Genomic DNA, 20,081 nt, shown 5'->3' with positions numbered 1-20,081 from the left:
GGTCGTCCGCAGGACGGGCCCAGGAGTACGGGCCCAGGAGTGGTGATACCGGCCTCTTCCGCCCACGCCGCTGCCACGTCGCTCCGCCACGCCGTCCCCCCGCCCCCTCACCACGACGCCACGACGGCTCATAGGCGGGGGCCGGGGGGAACTCGCCCCTGCAGGGGCGGTGTGGCGTGTTTCAGGCGGCTTGGACGGTCAGCCATGCCTGCTCCAAGGGGGTGTCGCGGCGGTTGCAGAAATAGACGCGGCCCGGGTCGCCCCAGTACCAGCCGAGGCGATCGTCGGAGTCGAGTTGGAGGAGCAGGTGCCACTCCTCGACCGCGCGCCGCTCATCCGGGGTAAGGGCTGGGGGGTGGAGGGAGTTCAGGGTGCGGCCGGTCGAGGCGTACAGGCAGTCGGGGCCGAGCGGACGCTGGACGAGCGTCGGCCAGCCGCCCAACTGGTGGGCGGGTGCGTCGTCCGGGCAGGTGTGGCGGGTCCAGGCGGCGTGCAGTTGTTCGTACACGGCCACGATGCCGTCGTAGACGCTCTCCAGGCGCTGGACGGCTGCCTCCTGGGGAGAGGGCAGGGAGAGGAACGGAGCGGCGCCCAAGGTGGTCTCCGGGTAGGAGATGCTGCCCGGAGGCGGGGCCGTAGGGCGGAGGTCGCCGGTGAGGACGCGCCAGCCGCCGCGGTGACCGGGCTCGTCGCCCCAGGGGCGGGGGATCTCGCTCGCGTAGTAGAACGCGGCGCGGCAGGCGGGCAGGCCGGGGATCTCGGCGAGGCGGGCGAGGCCCGCGATGTCGATCGCACCTAAGAAGTCGAGCGGGCGGCCCTTCCACGTCGGCCATGGCTCGCCCGGCGGCAGCAGCGGCGCGCCGCCGAGGCGGACGGGCACCTCGCCATGGCCGGACAGGCGCAGCGCCGGCTTGACCAGGGGCAGCAGGAGGGCCGTGATCTCGGGGGCGAGGAAGGAGTCGAACAGGGCGCGGAGCCGTCGGTACTGTGCGGCGAAGGGGTCCATGCACGTAGCGTGGCGCGGCCCTCACCCGGCGCGCAGCATCCCGTGAAATTGTGGATAACCGCGTCAGCGTTCGAGCGCGGCCGACAGCTGCAGCAGGAAGCGGTCGACCTCCTGCTCGTCGTAGCCGGGCCCGAGCCGGACGGTGCGGAACGCGCTCTCCCGCACGTCGCGAGCGGTCACGGGCGGGGCGACGCCGCGCAGCCCGGCGATCACGCGGTCGAGGAACGCGTCCACGTCCCGCACGTCGTAGCCGGGGCGCAGCCCGGCGCCCGAGAACCGCGCGTTCTGGATCCAGTTGATCAGCCAGGCCGGCTGGGCGCGCGTGCGGCCGGGGCGCTCCCCGAACGGCGCCATGGCCTGGAGCTCCCTGATGCACTCGCGGAGCAGCTCGTCCACCGCGCGATGCTCGTAGCCGCGAAGGACGGTGGTGAAGCGCGCCTGGCGCACCTCGTCCGCGGACATCGGCGGTCCGCCGCTCAGCGCCTGCGAGACCCGCTTCAGCAGGGCGTCGACCTCGTCCCGGTCGTAGCCCCGCAAGACCACCGGCAGCCGTGTACCCGTCTTCACCGGCACCGCGCTCCTCAGCCGTGTCCCCTGCGCCCCGCGCGGCGCCAGGAACGCACCGGCGGCGCGCTCAGTCCTTGGTCGCCGCGGCCAGCTGCCCGCAGGCCCCGTCGATCTCCCTGCCCCGAGTGTCGCGCACCGTGACCGGGACCCCGTGGGCCTCCAGGCGGCGGACGAACTCGCGCTCGTCCTCGGGCCGTGAGGCGGTCCACTTGGAACCCGGCGTTGGGTTCAACGGAATCAGATTGACGTGCACGAGGTGCCCGCGCAAGAGCCTTCCGAGAAGATCGGCCCGCCACGCCTGGTCGTTCACGTCCTTGATGAGGGCGTACTCGATCGAGACGCGGCGGCCGCTCCGGTCGGCGTAGGCCCAGGCCGCGTCCAGCACCTCGGCGACCTTCCACCGGTTGTTGACGGGCACGAGGTCGTCGCGGAGCTCGTCGTCGGGCGCGTGCAGGGACACCGCCAGCCTGACCGACATGTCCTCCGCGGCGAGCTTCTCGATGGCCGGAACGAGCCCGACCGTGGAGACCGTCACCGACCGCTGGGAGATGCCCAAGCCGGCGGGCGCCGGATCGGTGATGCGCCTGACCGCGCCCATCACGGCCTTGTAGTTGGCCAGGGGCTCGCCCATACCCATGAAGACGATGTTGGAGACGCGTCCGGGCCCGCCTGGGATGCGTCCACGGGCGAGTGCGCGCGCGCCGGCGGCGACCTGCTCGACTATCTCGGCCGTGGACAGGTTGCGGGTGAGCCCTGCCTGACCGGTCGCGCAGAAGGGGCAGTTCATCCCGCAGCCCGCCTGGGACGAGACGCACATCGTGGCCCGGTCGGGGTACCGCATCAGGACCGACTCGAACAGGACGCCGTCGAAGGCCTTCCAGACGGTCTTGAGGGTCGTCCCCCCGTCGCAGTCCATCTCGCGTACGGGGGTCAGCAGCGACGGCAGCAGTTCGGAGACGAGGCGTTCCCGGACAGCGGCCGGCAGGTCCGTCATCTCGGCGGGATCGTCGACGAGGCGCGCGAAGTAGTGGCGCGACAGCTGGTCGGCGCGGAACGGCTTCTCCCCCAGCGCGGCGACCGCCTCGCGGCGCTCGGCCGTGGTGAGGTCGGCGAGGTGCTTCGGCGGCTTGCCGCGCCTGGGGGCGGCGAAGACGAGCTTCGCCGGGGTCTTCTCGGACGCGGCGCCGGTCGCGGCGGGCTGGGTGGTAGACATGGTCCTTCCAGTGTCGCAAACACCCGCGCGTGCATCGTCCGTCCGGGACTCCCGCCATCCCCGGACCGCGCCGCTCCCGCGGCAGGGGACGCTTCCAGCACCGCCATTCCCGAACGGCGACATCCCTGCACACGGCCTTGTCTGCGGCTAAGGTCTCGATCATGTCGGTATTGCGCAGGGGCGCGGCCTCGCCCCGGGGGTCAGCGGCCACGGTCGTCCACGCGGCGGCCAGCCCGTACGGCAGCCGGCGGCTCACCGTCGAGACCGACGGCGAGGTCACCGCGGCCTACCTGAAGGACGCGCGCGACTCGGTGGTCGGGGCGGTCTGGGTCGCGAACCACCGTGAGGCCCCGCAGGAGCTGGACGTGGCGCGGCTCGACGCGGGCCTCACACCGCTCCTCCCGGAGACCCATGTGCGCCACCCCGCCGGACGCCCCCCGCTGGACGCCGAGGCGCTGGAGGTCGTGTGGTTCGAGGAGGGCGACGGGGTCGCCGTCCTGGAGGCGGGCGACCCGCTGCTGGTGATCCCCGGCTGGTCGGACATGGGCCGCGGCATCCCGGGCTACGCGCGCGACGCCACGCTGCAGAGCCCCTTCGCCTTCCCTTTGGACGAGGAGATCGAGGACTTCGGGCCGCGCATCGAGCTAGCGCGCGAGCACTGGAAGAGGTGCCGCGCAGACGGCTCTTGGGCGGAGTTCCAGCAGTCGGTGCTCGGCCACCTGCTGCAACGTCTCGGCCCCAGCGGCCACTACTGGCACGACGTCGGACGGCAGTTGGCGAGGGGCAGGCCGAGCGTGGCCCCGACCGTAGGTGTGTCGGAGCGGCCCGCAAGGGGCGGCCGGGAGTTCACGGTTCTGAGCACGGTCGGGATGAGCCGCCAGCGGATGCCCACGGTCGAGCTGTACGAGGACGACGTCGCCCCATACGGACGCATCGAGCTGGCCGTCGCCAGCACCCTGCCCAGCCAGCGCGCGGGGAGCATCTTCCCGTGGCTGGCGCAGTACCCGTGGCGGTCGGTGACCTGGTTCGCCCCAGGGGACGTCGTGAAGTGGTACCACGAGGCGCGCACGTTCCCGCTCAGCACCGGTGAGACGTCCTGGGAAGGTGTGCTCCTCCTGGACGACCCGAACCGTCTAGCAGGTCCCGGGGCGCCTGCCATGACCGGGCTGACGCTCAACGGGGACGCCGTCCGATGGCTGTGGCTCGTCCCCATCACGGGCGAGGAGCACCGCTTCGCCAAGAGCGAGGGGTCGGACGCGCTCATACGGCGCCTGGCCCAGCAGGGCCGCTCCTGGATCGTCTCCTAGGCGACTCGTCTCTGGGAACGCCCCAGAAAACGGCCCGCAGCCGGGCCAGGGACGCTCGTCCCCTGGGGTCGCTTTTAGCTGGGGACGAACAGTTCCAGCAGCAGCCAGACGACGGGAGCCGTCGCGACGAGGGAGTCGAGGCGGTCCATCACCCCGCCGTGTCCGGGCAGGAGCGTTCCCATGTCCTTGATGCCGAGATCCCGCTTGATCATCGATTCGACGAGGTCGCCGGCGGTCGCGGTGACCACGGCCGCGAGCCCGATGATCACGCCCTGCCAGACGTGGCCGCCGTCCAGGAGCCACCACACCAGCCATCCGCCGACGGCCATGCAGGTGAGGGCGGACCCGGTGACGCCCTCCCAGGTCTTCTTCGGGCTGATGGTGGGCGCCAGCTTGTGCCTGCCCAGGAAGGACCCGGCGAAGTAGCCGCCGATGTCGCTGGCGACGGTGGTGGCGATGAAGATGACGATGCGGTGGTCACCGTCCGCCGGGCGCATGAGCAGCGCGACGATCCCGCCCATCAGCACCAGGTAGCCGGCCACGAGCGACCCGGCGGTGACGTCCCGCACGTATCCGGAGGCGCCCTCGGCCATGCGCGTCATCAGCAGCGCCAGGACCGTCAGCGAGACCGCCGCGACGGTCGCCGTCGCGCCCCACACGTAGGCGACGACGGGCGTGCCGACCATGCCCGTCGCGACGGGGATGAACGGGACGCGGATGTCGCGGCTCTTGAGCGCCTCGGTCAGTTCCCGCATGCCGAGGAACAGGAACACGACCATCACGCCAAGGAAGATCTCCTTGATCGTGTACAGCGAGACCAGCACGAGGGCGCCGAGCGCGACGCCCACGCCTATGGCGATCGGGAGGTTTCGCCCTGTCCTGCTCGGAGGCTTTCCGGCGGACGTCGCGCCACCGGAAGGAGTCGCGCCGCTAGGAGGAGAGGAGTCGCCGGAGCCGTCCGGCCCCTGCCCGGGGGGCGAGTCCAGTGCTTCTCCGGGGGGTGGGCCGGCCATGTCGACCTCCGGCTCGTCCGGGGAGCCCGAGGGCTCCCCGGCGTCGTCGAGTTCCATCAGACTTCGAGCAGTTCGGCCTTCTTGTGCTCGAGCAGCTCGTCGATCTGCGCCACGTAGCGGTGCGTCGTGTCGTCGAGTTCCTTCTCGGCACGCCTGACCTCGTCCTCGCCGACCTCGCCGTCCTTGGCGAGCTTGTCGAGGGCGTCCTTGGCGCGGCGCCGGATGTTGCGGATGGAGACGCGGCTCTCCTCCGCCTTGGTTCCGGCGACCTTGATGAACTCCCTGCGGCGCTCCTCCGACAGCTCGGGGAAGACCACCCGGATGACGTTGCCGTCGTTGGTGGGGTTCACGCCGAGGTCGCTGTCGCGGATGGCCCTCTCCACGGCCTGCATGGACGACTTGTCGAAGACCTGGACGATGACCATCCGCGGCTCGGGCAGCGTGAACGACGCGAGCTGGTTGACCGGCGTCGGCGTCCCGTAGTACTCGGCGGTGATCTTGTTGAACATCGCGGGGGTGACCCGGCCGGTGCGGATGGCCTGGAAGTCCTCCTTGGCGACCGCGACCGCCTTCTCCATCTTCTCCTCGGCTTCGAGGAGGGTCTCGTCGATCACTGTGACTCCCGTGTCATCTGGTCGGCCCTGGTCCTGCGGTTCCGCGCCGCGTCCGGCGCGGTCCGGGGCTGCGGTCAGCCCTCCGCCGGGCTGACCAGCGTGCCGATCTTCTCACCCCGGACGGCCCGGACGATGTTGCCCTGCCCCATGAGGTCGAAGACCACTATGGGGAGCGCGTTGTCCATGCAGAGGCTGATGGCCGTGGCGTCCATGACCTTCAGGCCCCGCTGTAGAACTTCACCGTATTCCAAACGGTCGAACTTGACCGCGTCTGGATTCTTTCGGGGATCGGCATCGTAGACACCGTCCACTTGCGTGGCCTTCAGCACCGCCTCCGCACCGATCTCCAGCGCGCGCTGCGCGGCGGTGGTGTCGGTGGAGAAGAAGGGCTGGCCGAGCCCGGCGCCGAAGATGACCACGCGGCCCTTCTCCAGGTGCCGGATGGCGCGGCGCGGGATGTACGGCTCGGCCACCTGGCTCATGGTGATGGCGGTCTGCACGCGGGTGTCGAGCCCCAGCTTCTCCAGGAAGTCCTGCAGGGCCAGGCAGTTGATGACGGTGCCGATCATCCCCATGTAGTCGGCGCGGCCGCGGTCCATGCCGCGCTCGGCCATGACGGCGCCGCGGAACATGTTGCCGCCGCCGCACACGACCGCCACCTGCACGCCGTCCCGGACGGCTTCGGCGATCGCCTCGGCGACGTGCTGGACGACCTCCGGGTCGATGCCGAGCGGGTCGCGTCCGGCGAAGGCCTCGCCCGAGAGCTTCAGCAGCACCCTCTTCCAGCCCGAGCGGGGTGCGTGCTGGCGGGACGACGAGGCCGCCGTCGCGCTACTGGTCGTCTTGTCCGGCACGTCGGCGGCCTCCTCGTTGCGTCGCTGCTTCTGACGGGTACTCGTCTCCAGAGTGCCCTTACGCCTGCCCGACCTTGAACCGGGCGAAGCGGACGACCTTGACGCCGGCCTCGTCGAGGACCTTGGCGATCGTCTTCTTGTTGTCCTTCACGAACGCCTGCTCCACGAGCACGAAGTCGCGGAAGTAGGCGTTCACCCGGCCCTCGACGATCTTCGGGATGGCCTTCTCGGGCTTGCCCTCGTCGCGGGTGAGCTGCTCGGCGAGCGCCCGCTCCTTCTCGATCGCCTCGGCGGGGATCTCCTCGCGGGTGAGGTACTTGGGGGCCATCGCCGCGATCTGCTGGGCGACGTCCTTGGCGACCTCGGCGTTCTCGGTGTCCAGCTCGACCAGCACGCCGGTGGTCGGCGGCAGGGACGGGTCGGACTTGTGCAGGTAGCTGGCCACGTAGGCGCCCTGGAAGTGGGCGAACCGGCGCAGCTCCAGCTTCTCGCCGATCTTGGCGCTGTTCTCCTCGATCAGGGCCTGCACGGTCTTGCCGGGCTCGATCTCGGCGGCCAGCACGGCGTCGGCGTCGGCGGCGCCGCTGCCGGCGGCGAACTCGACCAGGCGCTGGGCGAGCTCGATGAACTGCGCGTTCTTGGCGACGAAGTCGGTCTCGCAGTTGAGCTCCAGCAGCGCCCCGTCACCGGAGTTCGCAAAGTGCTCGGCGACCAGTCCGTTCGCGGCGGTGCGCTCGGCGCGCTTGCCGACGTCCTTGGCGCCCTTGAGGCGCAGCAGCTCGGTCGCCTTCTCGAAGTCGCCGTCGGCCTCGGTGAGGGCGTTCTTCACGGCCATCATGCCGGAGCCGGTCAGGTCGCGCAGCCGCTTGACGTCAGCGGCGGTGAAGTTGGCCATCGCTCTCTTCGCTTCTCTCGTCGTTGGTCGTGGGACCCGCGACGGTCCCGGCGGCTCCGCACGGGAGCCGCCGGGACCGCGGGATCAAGCCTGCTCGGCCTCGGCGGCCTTCGGGGCCTCCTCGGCCGGGGCCTCCTCTGCCGGGGCGGCCTCGGCGGCGTCGGCCTGGGCCTCGGCCGGAGCCTCGGCGGCGGCCTCAGCAGGGGCCTCGGCCGGGGCCTCAGCGGGGGCCTCAGCCGGAGCCTCGGCGGGCGCCTGCGCGGCGTCCTCGGCCTCGGCGGGCTTCAGCAGGTCGCGCTCCCACTCGGCCAGGGGCTCCTCGCCGCCGGCGGCCGCGGCGGGCTTCTCGTCGCCACCGGACGCGGCGCCCGCGCGGGCGATGAGGCCGTCCGCGACGGAGTCGGCCACGACGCGGGTCAGCAGGCTGACGCTGCGGATGGCGTCGTCGTTGCCCGGGACCGGGTAGTCGACCTCGTCGGGGTCGCAGTTGGTGTCGAGGATGGCGACGACCGGGATGCCGAGCTTCTTGGCCTCGTTGACCGCGATGTGCTCCTTCTTGGTGTCCACGATCCAGATGGCGCTCGGAACCTTCGCCATGTCGCGGATACCGCCGAGGGTGCGCTCCAGCTTGTCCTTCTCGCGGCGCAGGCCGAGGAGCTCCTTCTTGGTCATGCCGGAGCCGGCCACGTCGTCGTAGTTGATCTCCTCCAGCTCCTTGAGCCGGGTGAGCCGCTTGTGGACGGTGGAGAAGTTCGTGAGCATGCCGCCCAGCCAGCGCTGGTTGACGTAGGGCATGCCGACCCGGGTGGCCTGCTCGGCGATGGACTCCTGGGCCTGCTTCTTGGTGCCGACGAACAGGATCGTCCCGCCGTGGGCCACGGTGGCCTTGACGAACTCGAAGGCGCGGTCGATGTAGGACAGCGACTGCTGCAGGTCGATGATGTAGATGCCGTTGCGCTCGGTGAGGATGAAGCGCTTCATCTTCGGGTTCCACCGGCGGGTCTGGTGGCCGAAGTGGACGCCGCTCTCAAGGAGCTGCCGCATGGTGACGACGGGTGCCATTGCCCGTGTTCTCCTTCTCTGGCCCTGCCGGGCCGCATTTGGTTGTCTGCCTGCGCCCGGGTGCTGCCCCACCGTCGCCGAGGCGACGGACCGAGGGACTGCGCCCCACCAGGTTTGCGGTGGCATGCGGACGCGTGAAATCAGCCGCCGGGATACCTCCAGGCGGCTGTGACCCGTCTCCGGGTCTGGGCCCCGCCCGCTCTGGGAGCGGCTTCTCGCCTGCCCGCCAAGGAGCGGGACGACGACGGCCTGGCCCTGACCGATGTCCTTTCGGACACCCCTACAGATTATCAGGGCGCGAAGGTGTCCGGGCCTCATCGATCCCCGCGGTTATCCACAGTTGGCGGACCATGTCGACGCGGTGGTCCGCCGCCGGGCAGGGTTCGGTCCATGACCGTGTTCTCGCTGCTCCTCACCTGCATGATCGCCATCGGCTCGCCCGGCCTGGACGCCTGGCGCTGGCCGTTAGGGCCGCCCGCTCCCCGGGTGGTCCGGGGCTTCTCGCCGCCGGCCGTCCCGTGGGGCGCGGGCCACCGCGGCGTCGACCTTGCGGCGCGTCCGGGCCAGACCGTCTACGCCGCCGGGCCGGGACGCGTCGCGTACGCCGACGATCTGGCCGGACGGGGCGTCGTGGCGATCGACCATGGCGCCCTGCGGACCACCTACCTGCCCGTCCGGCCCAGCGTCCACGTCGGCCGCCGCGTCACGTCCGGCACGCGGATCGGCGTCCTGCAGCGCGGGACGCTCCACTGCCCCACGACGTGCCTGCACTGGGGCCTGCGCCGCGGCGCCCTGTACCTGAACCCGCTGAACCTCGTCCAGCATCAGGTCCGCCTCCTGCCTCTCTGGCAGCGGCCCTCCCGGGCGGCGGCTCCCCGCGCGGTCGATCCGCCGTCTCCGCAGCCAAGGATGGCCTTGCGCAGCGCTGCCACGGCCACGGGCGGCGCGCTCACGGGCATGGCCCTGTCCTTCGCCCTGGTCTTCGCCTGGCACCGGACCCGCATCCGCTTCCGCCTGCACCGCCGCCGCCGTCAGCCACCGGGCGTCATCAACCTCTCCCAGGAACGCCGCCTGCGGCGCACTCCCTGACCCGCCCCTCGCTCCTGCCGCCCGGCTCCGCCAGCCGGGCGGCAACTCTGCTCCAGCCCCTTAGCGCTTACGGCCGAATCGACGGAAGGAGTACTGCGGCTAGTCGGAGCGGGTTCCCCGGGGGTGGGCTTGACGGTGGACCTGCTTCAGGCGCTCGGCCGATACGTGCGTGTAGATCTGGGTCGTCTGCAGGGACGCGTGGCCGAGGATCTCTTGGACGCTCCGGAGATCGGCACCGCCCTCGAGAAGGTGGGTGGCGGCGGAGTGGCGCAGACCGTGCGGGCCGAGGTCCGGGATCCGTCCGACCTCCGAGATCCTCGAGTGGACGATCCGCCGGGCGCTCGTCGGGTGCAGGCGGCCTCCGCGTGCGCCGAGGAAGAGGGCCGGGCCGCTCTTGTCCGTCGCGAGCGCGGGGCGCCCTGCGCGCAGCCAGTCCTGGACGGCGCGGGCAGCGGGCTCTCCTAGAGGGACCGTGCGCTCACGCCCGCCCTTCCCCAGCACTCGCACGGTCCTGCGACCGGTGTCCAGGTCGTCTATGTCGAGCCCGCACAGTTCGCTCACGCGGACACCCGTCCCGTAGAGGACCTCCAGGACGGCCAGATCGCGGAGCCCCAAGGGGCCTTCGGGGTCCACGGTGTCGAGGAGGTGTGCCGCATCGTCCTGTGTGAGGACTGTGGGCAGGTCACGCCGCCGCTTGGGTGTGCCTAGGAGCAGGCCAGGGTCGTCCTCAAGGAGCCGCCGCCGGTGGAGATGGCGGGTGAAGGCGCGGACCGCGGCCGTCCGGCGAGCCAAGGTCGCCCGGGAACGGCCGAGAGCGTGCTGACGGGCGAGCCATGCCCGCAGGACCGTGACGTCCAGTTCCGCAGGCTCCGTCAGACCGGCAAGGGCGGCATAGGCGCAGAGGTCTGCCAGGTCGCCGAGATAGGCCCGCAGGGTATGGGGCGAGACGTCCCGTTCGGCGCGCAGATGGCGCCCGAACTCGGCGACGGCGTCCTCCAGCGCGTTGGTCACAGGCGCCACGCTGCGCCAAGGTCACGGCCGAAGCAAGCACCGACCCCGGTTTCGAGCGAATCACCCGGAATGCCCGCAGGACGTTATCCACAGAACGCAGTTCTACGACTACTCTCCGCCACGCTCCGGCACCGTCGAAGGCCGGAGGTGAGGCCCATGAACACCCACATCGATCTCGGCCGCCGCGGCGAGGACGCCGCGGCCGCGTACCTGGCCGGGCTCGGCTGGACGATCCTCGACCGCAACTGGCGGTGCAGCGAGGGCGAGCTGGACATCATCGCCCACGACGGGCGAAGACACGTCGCATGCGAGGTGAAGACCCGCAGGTCGGCCCGATTCGGTGATCCATTCGAAGCGATCACCACCGACAAGGCCGCCCGGTTGCGGCGGCTGGCATGGCGGTGGGCGGCCGCGCACGGCGTCCGCGGCGCACAGATGCGGGTCGACGTGCTCGGCCTGATCGGCGACGGCGACGACTTCTCGATCGACCACCTCCGGGAGGTGTGCTGAATGACGCTGGCGAAGACGCGCTCGGTCTCCCTGGTCGGTGTGGACGGATTCGTCGTGGACGTCGAGGCGGCCATCACCAGCGGAGTGCCCGGCCTGCACCTCGTCGGCCTCCCCGACACCGCCCTCAGCGAGGCCCGCGACCGCGTCCGGGCGGCGATCTTCAACTCGGGCGAGGACTGGCCCAACCGCCACGTCACGGTCTCGCTGTTCCCTGCGAGCATGCCGAAGAAGGGCTCGGCCTTCGACCTGGCCATAGCGATCGCGCTGCTCGGAGCGGCGGAGGTCGTGCCCCCGCGCGGGTGCGCTGACCTGGTGCTGGTCGGCGAGCTGGGCCTGGACGGGCGCATCCGTCCCATCCAGGGCGTGCTGCCCGCGGTGCTGGCCGCCGCCAACCGCGGGTGCCGCACGGTCGTGGTCCCGCGCGCCAACGCCGCGGAGGCCGAACTCGTCCCGGACATGAAGGTCGTGCCGGCGGGCACCCTGCGCGAACTCCTGTGCTTACTGCGCGACGAACCGCCGCCCATCGAGGAGGACGGGGAGGAGGAGGGCGCCTCCGAGCCCGCGAACGGGTTCGCCCTGCGGCAGCAGGAGATCGCGCCCGACCTCGACCTGGCCGACGTCCGAGGCCAGGCCGAGGCGCGCCGCGCCCTGGAGATCAGCGCCGCGGGAGGGCACCACCTGTTCTTCGCGGGCCCTCCCGGGTGCGGGAAGACCATGCTCGCGGAACGGCTCCCGACGCTGATGCCGCCGCTCGAACCGGAGGTCGCCCTGGAGGTCACCGCGATCCACTCCGTCGCCGGCACCCTCCGGCCGGGCCAGCCGCTGATCACGCAGCCGCCGTTCTACGCGCCGCACCACACCGCCTCCCGCGCCTCGATGGTCGGCGGCGGTTCGGGACGCGTGCTCCAGCCGGGCGCGGTGTCCCTCGCACACCGCGGGATCCTGTTCCTGGACGAGGCCCCGGAGTTCATGGCCGGGACGCTCGACGCCCTCCGGCAGCCGCTGGAGGAGGGCGAAGTGCGGATCAGCCGCATCGAGGGCATGGCGCACTTCCCCGCACGGTTCACGCTCGTCCTCGCGGCGAATCCGTGCCCGTGCGCCGCGGCGAAGCAGATCGACTGCTCCTGCGCCCCGGGCGTCCGCCGCAAGTACGCCAGCCGGTTGTCCGGCCCCCTCCTCGACCGCATCGACCTCAAACTGGAGCTCACCCCGGCCAGCCGGGCCGAGCTCCGCTACGACCTGGAGTTCGCCGAGTCGAGCAAGGTCGTGGCCGAACGGGTCATCTCGGCCCGCGAGCGAACGATGAGGCGCCTGGCCGGCACCCCGTGGCGGTCCAACTCCGAGGTCCCCGGGCCGGAGCTGCGCCGCCGCTTCACCCCGGCCCAGGAGGCGATGCAGGGGGTCGACGAGGCCCTGCAACGAGGCACCCTCAGCGCACGCGGCCTCGACCGGGTCCTGCGGGTGGCGTGGACGATCGCCGACCTCGCGGGCCACGACGAACCCGGGCCCGACGACGTCGGCGGCGCGCTCACCCTCTGGTCGGCGGGGCGCCAATGAGCGACGAGCGAACCGCCCGCGCCACCCTGACCGCGGTCGCCGAGCCCGGCGACGCCTTCCTCAACCGCATGATCGACCACTGCGGCCCCGAAGAGTCGCTGGAGGCGATCCGAACCACGCGGGTCCCGCCCGGCGTGCCGGCCACACCCCAGGAGGCACGGCGTCTCGACACCTGGCGGATCCGCCTCATCGCCGCCGAACCCGACCAGGACATGGCCGTGTGCGCCCGGTTCCGCGGCCGCCTCATCTGCCCGGGAGAGCCCGAATGGCCGACGACCCTCGACGACCTCGGCCTCGGGCGCCCGTACGCCCTGTGGCTGCGCGGCCCCGGCGACCTGCGCTACAGCTGCCTGCGTTCGGTCGCCATCGTCGGTTCCCGCGCCGCGTCCCCCTACGGTCTGCGCGCCGCCGCCGACTTCGCGTCCGAGCTCGCCGACCGGGGGTGGACGGTGGTCTCCGGCGGCGCCCTCGGCATCGACGCGGCCGCCCACCGCGGCTCCCTGGCCGCCGACGGCCCGACGGTCGCGGTCCTGGCGAACGGGGTGGACGTCCCCTATCCGGCGTCCAACGAGGGGCTCTTCGCCGAGATGGCGCGGCGAGCACTGCTGGTGAGCGAGTCGCCGCCGGGCACCCACCCGCACCGCCTCCGCTTCCTCGTCCGCAACCGGGTGATCGCCGCCCTCTCCCGCGGCACCGTCATCGTCGAGGCGGAGGCGCGCAGCGGCGCCCTCAACACCGCGAGCTGGGCCGCCAGGCTCGGCCGCGTGGTGATGGCCGTCCCGGGCCCGATCACCTCGCGCTCCTCGGTCGGCTGCCACCGCCTCCTGCGCGAGGAGGCCACCACCCTGGTCACCCGCCCCGAGGAGATCATCGAGGCCGTCGGCCGCATCGGCGCCGACCTGGCCCCTCCCCCGGCCACCCCCGTCCTGCCCCGCGACCGCCTGGAACCGGTCACCCGCTCCGTCCTGGAGGCGTTCCCGGCCCGCGGCACCGCCGGCCCCGCCCAGCTCGCCGTCAAGGCGGGCGTGGACCTGAACACCGTCAACGCCAAACTCGGCCTCCTCGCCGCCGGCGGCTTCATAGAACGCACGCCCTCCGGCTGGCGCCTGACGAAGTCCGGCAAGTCGAACAGCCCACCCGAACCGCCCCCACCCGCTCGCTCGGACGCCGGCAACGCCCCCTCCCAGGAGCCCCCATGAGCCACCCCGATCCCCCATGCTCACCCGCCAAGAGCGGACCGAAGCCGTCAGAGGAAGCAGCACAAAGCCCCACCCACCAAACGCATGGGCCCGAAAATCCGCAGGTGATGGCCGCCCCCACACGGGACCGGACGGCAGAGGATCTCATGGCGATCACGTTGGCAGACCGCCACAGCACGCGCCCGGAACCCCGTCGAACACGGAACGGACCGCAGAGGATCTCATCGCGATCGGGTCGGGAGACCGCCACAGCATGCGCCCGGGACGCCGTCGGGCGTCGAAGCGGGCTACTGGTCGGCGGGGAGTTCGAAGTCGCTCTTCGCCAGTTCCTCGACGTTGACGTCCTTGAACGTGACGACGCGGACGTTCTTGACGAAGCGGGCCGGACGGTACATGTCCCAGACCCACGCGTCCTGCATGGTGACCTCGAAGAAGACCTCGCCGTTGTCGACGCTGCGCACCTGGAGGTCGACCGAGTTCGTGAGGTAGAACCTGCGCTCGGTCTCGACGACGTAGCTGAACAGCCCGAGGACGTCGCGGTACTCGCGATAGAGCTGCAGCTCCATCTCGGTCTCGTACTTCTCGAGATCCTCCGCGCTCACGCTCGTGCCCCTTCCGTGCGGTCCTGGTCGGGGAGTTCCCCCTCGGTCTCCTCCTCCAGGACCACATCTCCATTGTTGCGCAAGGCACGCCCGACATTGACGTAGGAGAACCGATGCTCAGGACACGGGCCGTGCGCGGCGAGCGCCTTGCCGTGCGCACGGGTCACATAGCCCTTGTGGACGTCGAAGCCGTACTCCGGATACCGCTCATGGAGATCCACCATGATCCGGTCCCTGGTGACCTTCGCGACGATGGACGCCGCGGCGACGCAGGCCGCGACCTGGTCGCCCTTGATCATCGGAAGCCCGGGGACGTCCAGCCCCGGCACCGGGAAACCGTCGCTGATCACATACGCGGGACGCTTGTCGAGGGCGGCAAGCGCCCGCCGCATCCCGGTGACGTTGCACCGGTGCAGGCCTATCCGGTCGATGTCGTGGCACGGGATCACGATGGCGCTCCACGCGTAGGCACGCTCGGTGATCTCCGTGTACAGCCGCTCCCGGCGCGCGGGGGTGAGCAGCTTGGAGTCCGTGAGGCCCTCGATCTTGCCCCGTCCGCCCTGGAGGATCACCGCGGCGACGACCATCGGTCCGGCACAAGCCCCCCGCCCCGCCTCGTCGACGCCGGCGACGGGGCTGAAACCGGCGTGACCGAGAGCCCGCTCGTACGCGAACAGCCCTGCGTCCCGGCGCGGCGTGAAGCGGAGTGGACGACCGTTCATGCTCCGCAGCGTACGTCCCACCATGCCCCGACCGCTCCCCGAACGCGCCCCTTCCTCGCGTATGCCCCACCCCACCGAAATCCACCCAACCCAGAACGCAGCCCGCCCCAGGGGTCAAGATCAAAACGCGAGCAGCACTCCATAACCCCGCACCCGGCAAACCGTCGCCGGAGCAACGCGATCCTGTGGACGCGGAACGGGCCGCCGACCTCAGGCACCAGGGCCCGAGTCAGGCACTGGCCGGAGCCGCCGAGCGACCCAGCGAACCCCAGACGCCGCGTCCAGACCTCCCGATCACGCGGTGGCAAAACCTTGCGTCAAGCCGCGCCACGTGGACGCACCTCAGCAGCTACAGCCCGAGGCCCCCGCCCGACCCCGCCGCCTCCAGGCGCCGCGCTCAGAACCCCGGGCTATGCAGCGGCCAGACCCACCGTCGAACCGACCGGCGCAACGACGCAGCCCAGCAGCCGCAGGCCAAGGCCCCCGCGCCACCCGGCCACCCCCAGGCACCGCCTCCAGAAACCCGGCTTTTGCAGCGGACAGACCTACCGTCGAGCCGACCGCGCAAGGACGCAGCCCAGCAGTCACGGGCCAAGGCCCCCCACCTGGCTGCTCCAGGTGCGCGTCCAAAGCTCTTGGGCATGCAGTTGCCAGGCCTGCTGACCGAGACGGTCTTCGTTTGGGCGCAGCGAGGTGGGGGCGCGGTTTGAGCCCCGTCCTGCACCGGGCGGGGTCTTCTCCGCCGGGTGGGCCGCTGCGGTTCGGCGGCGCCTGTTGCGGTCGGTTGGGCTCTGGGCGGCTACGTCGGGGTGGCCAGGAATCTTCTTCTTGCCGCTGGAACGCGCGCTCGCGGCTGGAAGGTCACCTAGAGGAGTTAATTGTCGAGGATTTGGCGAGCGGCTGACCTTCATGTGGCGCGGCCGGCCTGGGGCCAGGACCCGGGAGGCTCGGATGGGCACGCCTACCGTGAGTGTCCATCGCACCGATCTGAGCGGCCACCTCGGCTCCGTTCCCGGAGCGGTCGGGCGGCTTTCGGTTGGGTCGGCGGCGCTGGGCGGGCGTCAGTGGCGGTGGTGCCGGCGTCTCAGGTAGGCCAGGGGCAGGGTGCAGAGGATGCCCAGGGCGTAGGGAGCGGCGGGAAGTGCGGCGGCGGCGCCGGTCTTCGTCAGGCCGGGTTGTTTGAAGGTGTCCGGGATCGGCAGGGTGCCGAGGCGGTCCAGGGGCCAGACGATCACGAAGGCGCGGCCGATGACGCGGTCGACCGGGATGGTGCCGCCGCCCGGGTCGCCGCGGTGGGAGCGGGAGTCGTAGGACAGTTCGCGGTGGTCGCCCATCACCCAGAGCTGACCCGGCTTCACGGTGACGTCGAAGGGGTCGTTGGAGGGCTTGTTCTGCTCGTGGGTGATCGGATCGGTGAAGAGGTAGGACTTCTCGTCGAGTGGGACGCCGTTGACGGTCACGCGGCCCTTGGCGTCGCAGCACTTGACGTGGTCGCCGGGGATGCCGATGACGCGCTTGATGTAGTCCTTCTCGTTGGGCGCGACGCCGAAGGCGGTGCCGACGGCGCGCAGGGCCTTGGAGACCGGGTTGCTGGGCTCGTTGACCTGGACCTCGGGGTCCCAGGAGTCGAGGCCGTTGAAGACGATGACGTCGCCGCGGGCGATGTCCCGGGTGTGGTAGACGATCTTGTTCACGAGGACGCGGTCGCCGACCTGGAGGGTGTTCTCCATGGAGCCCGACGGGATGTAGAACGCCTGGACCGCGAACGCCTTGATGACAAGGGCGAGCACGACGGCGACCACGATGAGGACGGGAAGCTCTTTCCAGAAGGAGCCCTGCTTCTTCTTGCGCTTGCCGTCTTCTTCGGGTTCGTCGGCCGTCTCATCGGCCGAGTCCACGGGCTCCTTCTCTTCGGGCGCCGCGCCCTCGGCTTCGGATCGCACGTCTCTCCGATCGTCCTCGTCGGTCATCAGAGCAAAAGCCTAGCGGCGGTGTGCCCGTGGGACGGTGCGCGCGGGCGTGTCGCCGACGACCAAGTTGATCATCTCGGTCCAGAACGGGCAACGCCCCGGGCACCGTCGCGGGTTCCCGGGGCGTCGTGGTCCATCGGCTCAGTGCTCGCGCTTCTCCTTGATGCGCGCGGCCTTGCCGCGCAGGTTGCGCAGGTAGTAGAGCTTGGCGCGGCGGACGTCGCCGCGGGTGACGACCTCGATCTTGTCGATGGAGGGGCTGTTCAGCGGGAACGTCCGCTCGACGCCGACGCTGTAGCTGACCTTCCGGACGGTGAAGGTCTCGCGGGCGCCGCCGCCCTGCCGCCGGATCACCACGCCCTGGAACACCTGGATACGGCTCCGGTTGCCCTCGGTGACACGCACGTGCACCTTCAGCGTGTCGCCCGGACGGAAGTCCGGGACGTCGGCGCGCATCGCGGCCTTCTCGATCTCCTGGATCAGGGTGTGCATCGCAGCGGTTCCTCATGGTCGAACGCGGGCGTCGAGAGGCCCCGGTGGGTCCTTCGTGGGGGCGTCGCGCCGCGGAGAGTGGTCTTCGGGTGCCGTGCGGTCTGGACGCACGGACGCTTTAGTCTGCCATACCTTCGCCGTCAACCGGAAAACCGGCCTCGCGCAGCACGGCGCGGTCGTGCTTGTCGAGGGCCTCCGGCGCCAGGTGGGAGAGCAGTTCGGGCCGGTGCCGGGCCGTCCGGCGCAGCGCCTCGTCGCGCCGCCAGCGGGCGATCGCGCCGTGGTGGCCGGAGAGGAGGATGTCCGGAACAGGCCGCTCGCGCCAGACGGGCGGCTTGGTGTAGACGGGTCCTTCCAGCAGCGACTCCATGGCGCCCGGGGCGAAGGAGTCGTCGGCGACGGAGTCGGCGTTGCCGAGGACGCCGGGCAGCAGGCGGCCGATCGCCTCCACCATGACGAGGACGGCGACCTCCCCGCCGGCGAGGACGAAGTCGCCCAGGCTGACCTCGTCCACCGGCATCCGGGTGCGGGCCTCCTCGGCGACGCGGGTGTCGATCCCCTCGTAGCGTCCGCAGGCGAAGACCAGCCACGGCTCGGCCGCGTACCGCACCGCGTCCGCCTGCGTGAACGGCCGCCCGCTCGGCGTCGGAATGATCAACCGCGGGACCGTCGCGGGCGCCGCCCCGGCGCCGAACTCACGGGCCCCGGACTCGTCGGTTCCGGGCTCGGGATCGGGCTCGGCGGTTGGGGTCGTGGGGGGGACGAGGGTGTCTAGGGCCTCGCCCCAGGGGTCGGGTTTCATGACCATGCCGGGGCCGCCGCCGTAGGGGGTGTCGTCGACGGTGCGGTGCCGGTCGTGGGTCCAGTCGCGCAGGTCGTGGACGCGGACGTCCAGCAGTCCGGCGCGCCGAGCCTTGCCCAGGAGGGAGATGTCCAGGGGGGCGAAGTACTCGGGGAAGATCGTGACGATGTCGAGTTTCATGATTCGTCGAGCAGACCGGGGGGCGGATCGATGACGAGCCGCCCCCCGGGAACGTCCACCTCGGGGACGAGCGCGGCCACGAAGGGGACCAGCGTCTCGCCTCCGGCCCCGCGCACGACCAGGAGGTCCTGGCCGTGGTGCAGGACGTCCGCGACCTGGCCGACCTCGGTCCCGTCCGTGGTGACCACGGCGAGTCCGAGCAGTTCCTGGTCGTGGAAGTCGTCCGGGTCGGCGGACGGGGAGATGTCACCGGGGTCGACGACGAGCCACGTGCCGCGCAGTTCCTCCGCGGCGTCGCGGTCGCCGATCCCGGCGAAGCGCACGAGCAGGCGTCCCGAATGCCAGCGTTTCCGCTCGATGGTGAGCGGACCGGCGGTGACGGGGTCGGTGGCGATCTCCGTGCCCGGGGCGAACCGGGACTCCGGCTCGTCCGTGCGGACGTCGACGGCGACCTCGCCGCGAACCCCGTGCGGCCGCCCGATCCGTCCCACCACGAGCGGTTCGCTCATCGGGACGCCACTCAGCGGACCTCGTTGACGTCGAGCAGGTCGACACGCACGTAGCGGCCTCCGGAGAGGGCGCTGATCACCGTGCGCAGGGCCTTGGCGGTGCGACCGCTACGGCCGATGACCTTCCCGAGGTCCTCGGGGTGCACGCGCACCTCGAGGACCCGGCCGCCCCTGATCCGGCGGGCGCGGACCTGGACGTCGTCCGGGTTCTCGACGATCCCGCGGACCAGGTGCTCGAGCGCTTCTTCGAGCACGTCAGCCCTCGCTCTTGGCTTCGTCGGTCTCGGTGGCCTTCGCCTCCGACTTCTTCGGCTCGGCCTTCTTCTTGCCACGGGTCGCGGTGCCGGCGGCCTCGTCGTCGCCCAGCGACTCCTTGACGGCGGCCTCGAACGCGGCCTTCCGGTCGGCCTTCGGCTCGGCGACCTTGAGGGTGCCCTCGGCACCCGGCTCGCCCTTGAACTTCTGCCAGTCGCCGGTGATCTTCAGCAGGTTGAGGACCGGCTCGGTCGGCTGCGCGCCCACGCCGAGCCAGTACTGCGCGCGCTCAGAGTCGATCTTGATGAGCGAGGGCTCCTGCTTGGGCTGGTAGAGCCCGATCTCCTCGATGGCCCGCCCGTCGCGCTTGGTGCGGGCGTCGGCGACGACGATCCGGTACTGCGGGTTCCGGATCTTCCCCAGACGCTTGAGCTTGATCTTGACTGCCACGGGTGTGGTGTACTCCAACTTCATCACGGGATGGACGGGCCCGTGCCAGGTGGGGAACACCGGCTCACGGCCGTCCGATGGACTCCGGTCGCGCAGGACGAGAGAGGGCGCCTCGCGATTCCGGGTTTCCAGCCTGTCATTCTGCCAGACGTTCGCCGCGAAAGCGCAATCGCGCCGCCCGGGTGTCGCGTCGAGCGGCGCT

General features: G+C 71.3%; 22 protein-coding genes. 5 read left to right on the top strand and 17 right to left on the bottom strand.

Features of this window, described 5'->3' with window-relative positions; translation table 11 throughout:
* Window positions 1-181: 181 nt before the first annotated feature.
* From ABWI07_RS26965 to rlmN, 3 genes are all read right to left on the bottom strand, one after another.
* Complete coding sequence (locus ABWI07_RS26965; RefSeq protein WP_149257783.1) at window positions 182-1,006, bottom strand: DUF1963 domain-containing protein; 825 nt, start codon at window positions 1,004-1,006, stop codon at window positions 182-184.
* 63 nt (window positions 1,007-1,069) lie between these two features.
* Complete coding sequence (locus ABWI07_RS26960) at window positions 1,070-1,573, bottom strand: DivIVA domain-containing protein (protein ID WP_149257784.1); 504 nt, start codon at window positions 1,571-1,573, stop codon at window positions 1,070-1,072.
* A gap of 67 nt (window positions 1,574-1,640) precedes the next feature.
* Complete coding sequence (rlmN, locus tag ABWI07_RS26955; protein WP_149257785.1) at window positions 1,641-2,786, bottom strand: dual-specificity RNA methyltransferase RlmN; 1,146 nt, start codon at window positions 2,784-2,786, stop codon at window positions 1,641-1,643.
* 161 nt (window positions 2,787-2,947) lie between these two features.
* Between rlmN and ABWI07_RS26950 the strand changes: the two genes are divergently transcribed.
* Window positions 2,948-4,093, top strand: coding sequence for a suppressor of fused domain protein (locus ABWI07_RS26950; protein WP_149257786.1), 1,146 nt, complete (start codon window positions 2,948-2,950; stop codon window positions 4,091-4,093).
* A 74-nt stretch (window positions 4,094-4,167) separates the two neighbouring features.
* Here the strand turns inward: ABWI07_RS26950 and ABWI07_RS26945 are convergent, their stop codons facing one another.
* The 5 genes from ABWI07_RS26945 to rpsB form a co-directional block, all read right to left on the bottom strand.
* Window positions 4,168-4,941, bottom strand: coding sequence for a phosphatidate cytidylyltransferase (locus ABWI07_RS26945; RefSeq protein ID WP_353820169.1), 774 nt, complete (start codon window positions 4,939-4,941; stop codon window positions 4,168-4,170).
* Window positions 4,942-5,162: 221 nt separating this feature from the next.
* Window positions 5,163-5,720: a ribosome recycling factor gene (gene frr, locus ABWI07_RS26940; protein WP_149257787.1), complete on the bottom strand. Its 558-nt coding sequence runs from the start codon at window positions 5,718-5,720 to the stop codon at window positions 5,163-5,165.
* Window positions 5,721-5,794: 74 nt separating this feature from the next.
* On the bottom strand, window positions 5,795-6,574 hold the full coding sequence (gene pyrH / locus ABWI07_RS26935) for a UMP kinase (RefSeq protein ID WP_149257788.1): 780 nt from the start codon (window positions 6,572-6,574) through the stop codon (window positions 5,795-5,797).
* Between the two features lie 58 nt (window positions 6,575-6,632).
* Window positions 6,633-7,469, bottom strand: coding sequence for a translation elongation factor Ts (gene tsf / locus ABWI07_RS26930; protein ID WP_149257789.1), 837 nt, complete (start codon window positions 7,467-7,469; stop codon window positions 6,633-6,635).
* Window positions 7,470-7,553: 84 nt separating this feature from the next.
* Window positions 7,554-8,531: a 30S ribosomal protein S2 gene (gene rpsB, locus ABWI07_RS26925; RefSeq protein WP_149257790.1), complete on the bottom strand. Its 978-nt coding sequence runs from the start codon at window positions 8,529-8,531 to the stop codon at window positions 7,554-7,556.
* 390 nt (window positions 8,532-8,921) lie between these two features.
* On the opposite strand from rpsB, the gene ABWI07_RS26920 reads away from it, so the two are divergent.
* Window positions 8,922-9,620 (top strand): murein hydrolase activator EnvC family protein, encoded by a 699-nt coding sequence (locus ABWI07_RS26920; RefSeq protein ID WP_353820168.1) that lies wholly within the window; start codon window positions 8,922-8,924, stop codon window positions 9,618-9,620.
* A 99-nt stretch (window positions 9,621-9,719) separates the two neighbouring features.
* Here ABWI07_RS26920 and ABWI07_RS26915 read toward each other — a convergent pair whose 3' ends face one another.
* Window positions 9,720-10,631 (bottom strand): tyrosine recombinase XerC, encoded by a 912-nt coding sequence (locus ABWI07_RS26915; RefSeq protein WP_235036605.1) that lies wholly within the window; start codon window positions 10,629-10,631, stop codon window positions 9,720-9,722.
* Window positions 10,632-10,787: 156 nt separating this feature from the next.
* On the opposite strand from ABWI07_RS26915, the gene ABWI07_RS26910 reads away from it, so the two are divergent.
* The 3 genes from ABWI07_RS26910 to dprA are packed head-to-tail and all read left to right on the top strand — an operon-like array spanning window position 10,788 to window position 13,897.
* Entirely contained in the window at window positions 10,788-11,141 is a 354-nt protein-coding gene (locus ABWI07_RS26910; protein WP_149257792.1) for a YraN family protein, read from the top strand.
* Window positions 11,142-12,698, top strand: coding sequence for a YifB family Mg chelatase-like AAA ATPase (locus tag ABWI07_RS26905; RefSeq protein ID WP_353820167.1), 1,557 nt, complete (start codon window positions 11,142-11,144; stop codon window positions 12,696-12,698).
* Window positions 12,695-13,897: a DNA-processing protein DprA gene (gene dprA / locus ABWI07_RS26900; RefSeq protein WP_353820166.1), complete on the top strand. Its 1,203-nt coding sequence runs from the start codon at window positions 12,695-12,697 to the stop codon at window positions 13,895-13,897. The genes ABWI07_RS26905 and dprA overlap by 4 nt, the downstream gene beginning before the upstream one ends.
* Window positions 13,898-14,184: 287 nt before the next feature.
* On the opposite strand, the gene ABWI07_RS26895 is transcribed toward dprA, so the two are convergent.
* The 8 genes from ABWI07_RS26895 to rpsP all read right to left on the bottom strand — a co-directional run bounded on the left by ABWI07_RS26895 (window position 14,185) and on the right by rpsP (window position 19,879).
* Window positions 14,185-14,499, bottom strand: a complete 315-nt coding sequence (locus tag ABWI07_RS26895; RefSeq protein WP_149257795.1) for a DUF2469 domain-containing protein — start codon at window positions 14,497-14,499, stop codon at window positions 14,185-14,187.
* Window positions 14,496-15,221 carry a ribonuclease HII gene (locus tag ABWI07_RS26890; protein WP_353820165.1) on the bottom strand — a complete coding sequence of 242 codons (726 nt, stop codon included), beginning with the start codon at window positions 15,219-15,221 and terminating at the stop codon, window positions 14,496-14,498. The genes ABWI07_RS26895 and ABWI07_RS26890 overlap by 4 nt, the downstream gene beginning before the upstream one ends.
* A gap of 1,061 nt (window positions 15,222-16,282) precedes the next feature.
* On the bottom strand, window positions 16,283-17,164 hold the full coding sequence (gene lepB / locus ABWI07_RS26885; RefSeq protein WP_353820164.1) for a signal peptidase I: 882 nt from the start codon (window positions 17,162-17,164) through the stop codon (window positions 16,283-16,285).
* 168 nt (window positions 17,165-17,332) lie between these two features.
* Window positions 17,333-17,683 (bottom strand): 50S ribosomal protein L19, encoded by a 351-nt coding sequence (rplS, locus tag ABWI07_RS26880; protein WP_149257798.1) that lies wholly within the window; start codon window positions 17,681-17,683, stop codon window positions 17,333-17,335.
* Window positions 17,684-17,801: 118 nt separating this feature from the next.
* Window positions 17,802-18,665 carry a tRNA (guanosine(37)-N1)-methyltransferase TrmD gene (gene trmD / locus ABWI07_RS26875; RefSeq protein WP_353820163.1) on the bottom strand — a complete coding sequence of 288 codons (864 nt, stop codon included), beginning with the start codon at window positions 18,663-18,665 and terminating at the stop codon, window positions 17,802-17,804.
* Entirely contained in the window at window positions 18,662-19,174 is a 513-nt protein-coding gene (gene rimM / locus ABWI07_RS26870; protein WP_149257800.1) for a ribosome maturation factor RimM, read from the bottom strand. Before rimM ends, trmD begins: the two co-directional genes overlap by 4 nt.
* Window positions 19,175-19,185: 11 nt before the next feature.
* A complete protein-coding gene (locus ABWI07_RS26865) occupies window positions 19,186-19,428 on the bottom strand; it encodes an RNA-binding protein (protein WP_179843326.1) in 243 nt (80 codons plus the stop codon).
* 1 nt (window position 19,429) lies between these two features.
* Window positions 19,430-19,879, bottom strand: a complete 450-nt coding sequence (gene rpsP / locus ABWI07_RS26860; protein WP_141577564.1) for a 30S ribosomal protein S16 — start codon at window positions 19,877-19,879, stop codon at window positions 19,430-19,432.
* Between the last annotated feature and the right edge of the window lie 202 nt (window positions 19,880-20,081).

This window comes from Actinomadura sp. NPDC000600 (assembly GCF_040492135.1).
In the GTDB taxonomy this organism is placed as follows: Bacteria; Actinomycetota; Actinomycetes; order Streptosporangiales; family Streptosporangiaceae; genus Spirillospora.
The sequence above is the reverse complement of the archived record's forward strand: the minus strand, read 5'-3'. Positions and strand labels throughout refer to the sequence as shown.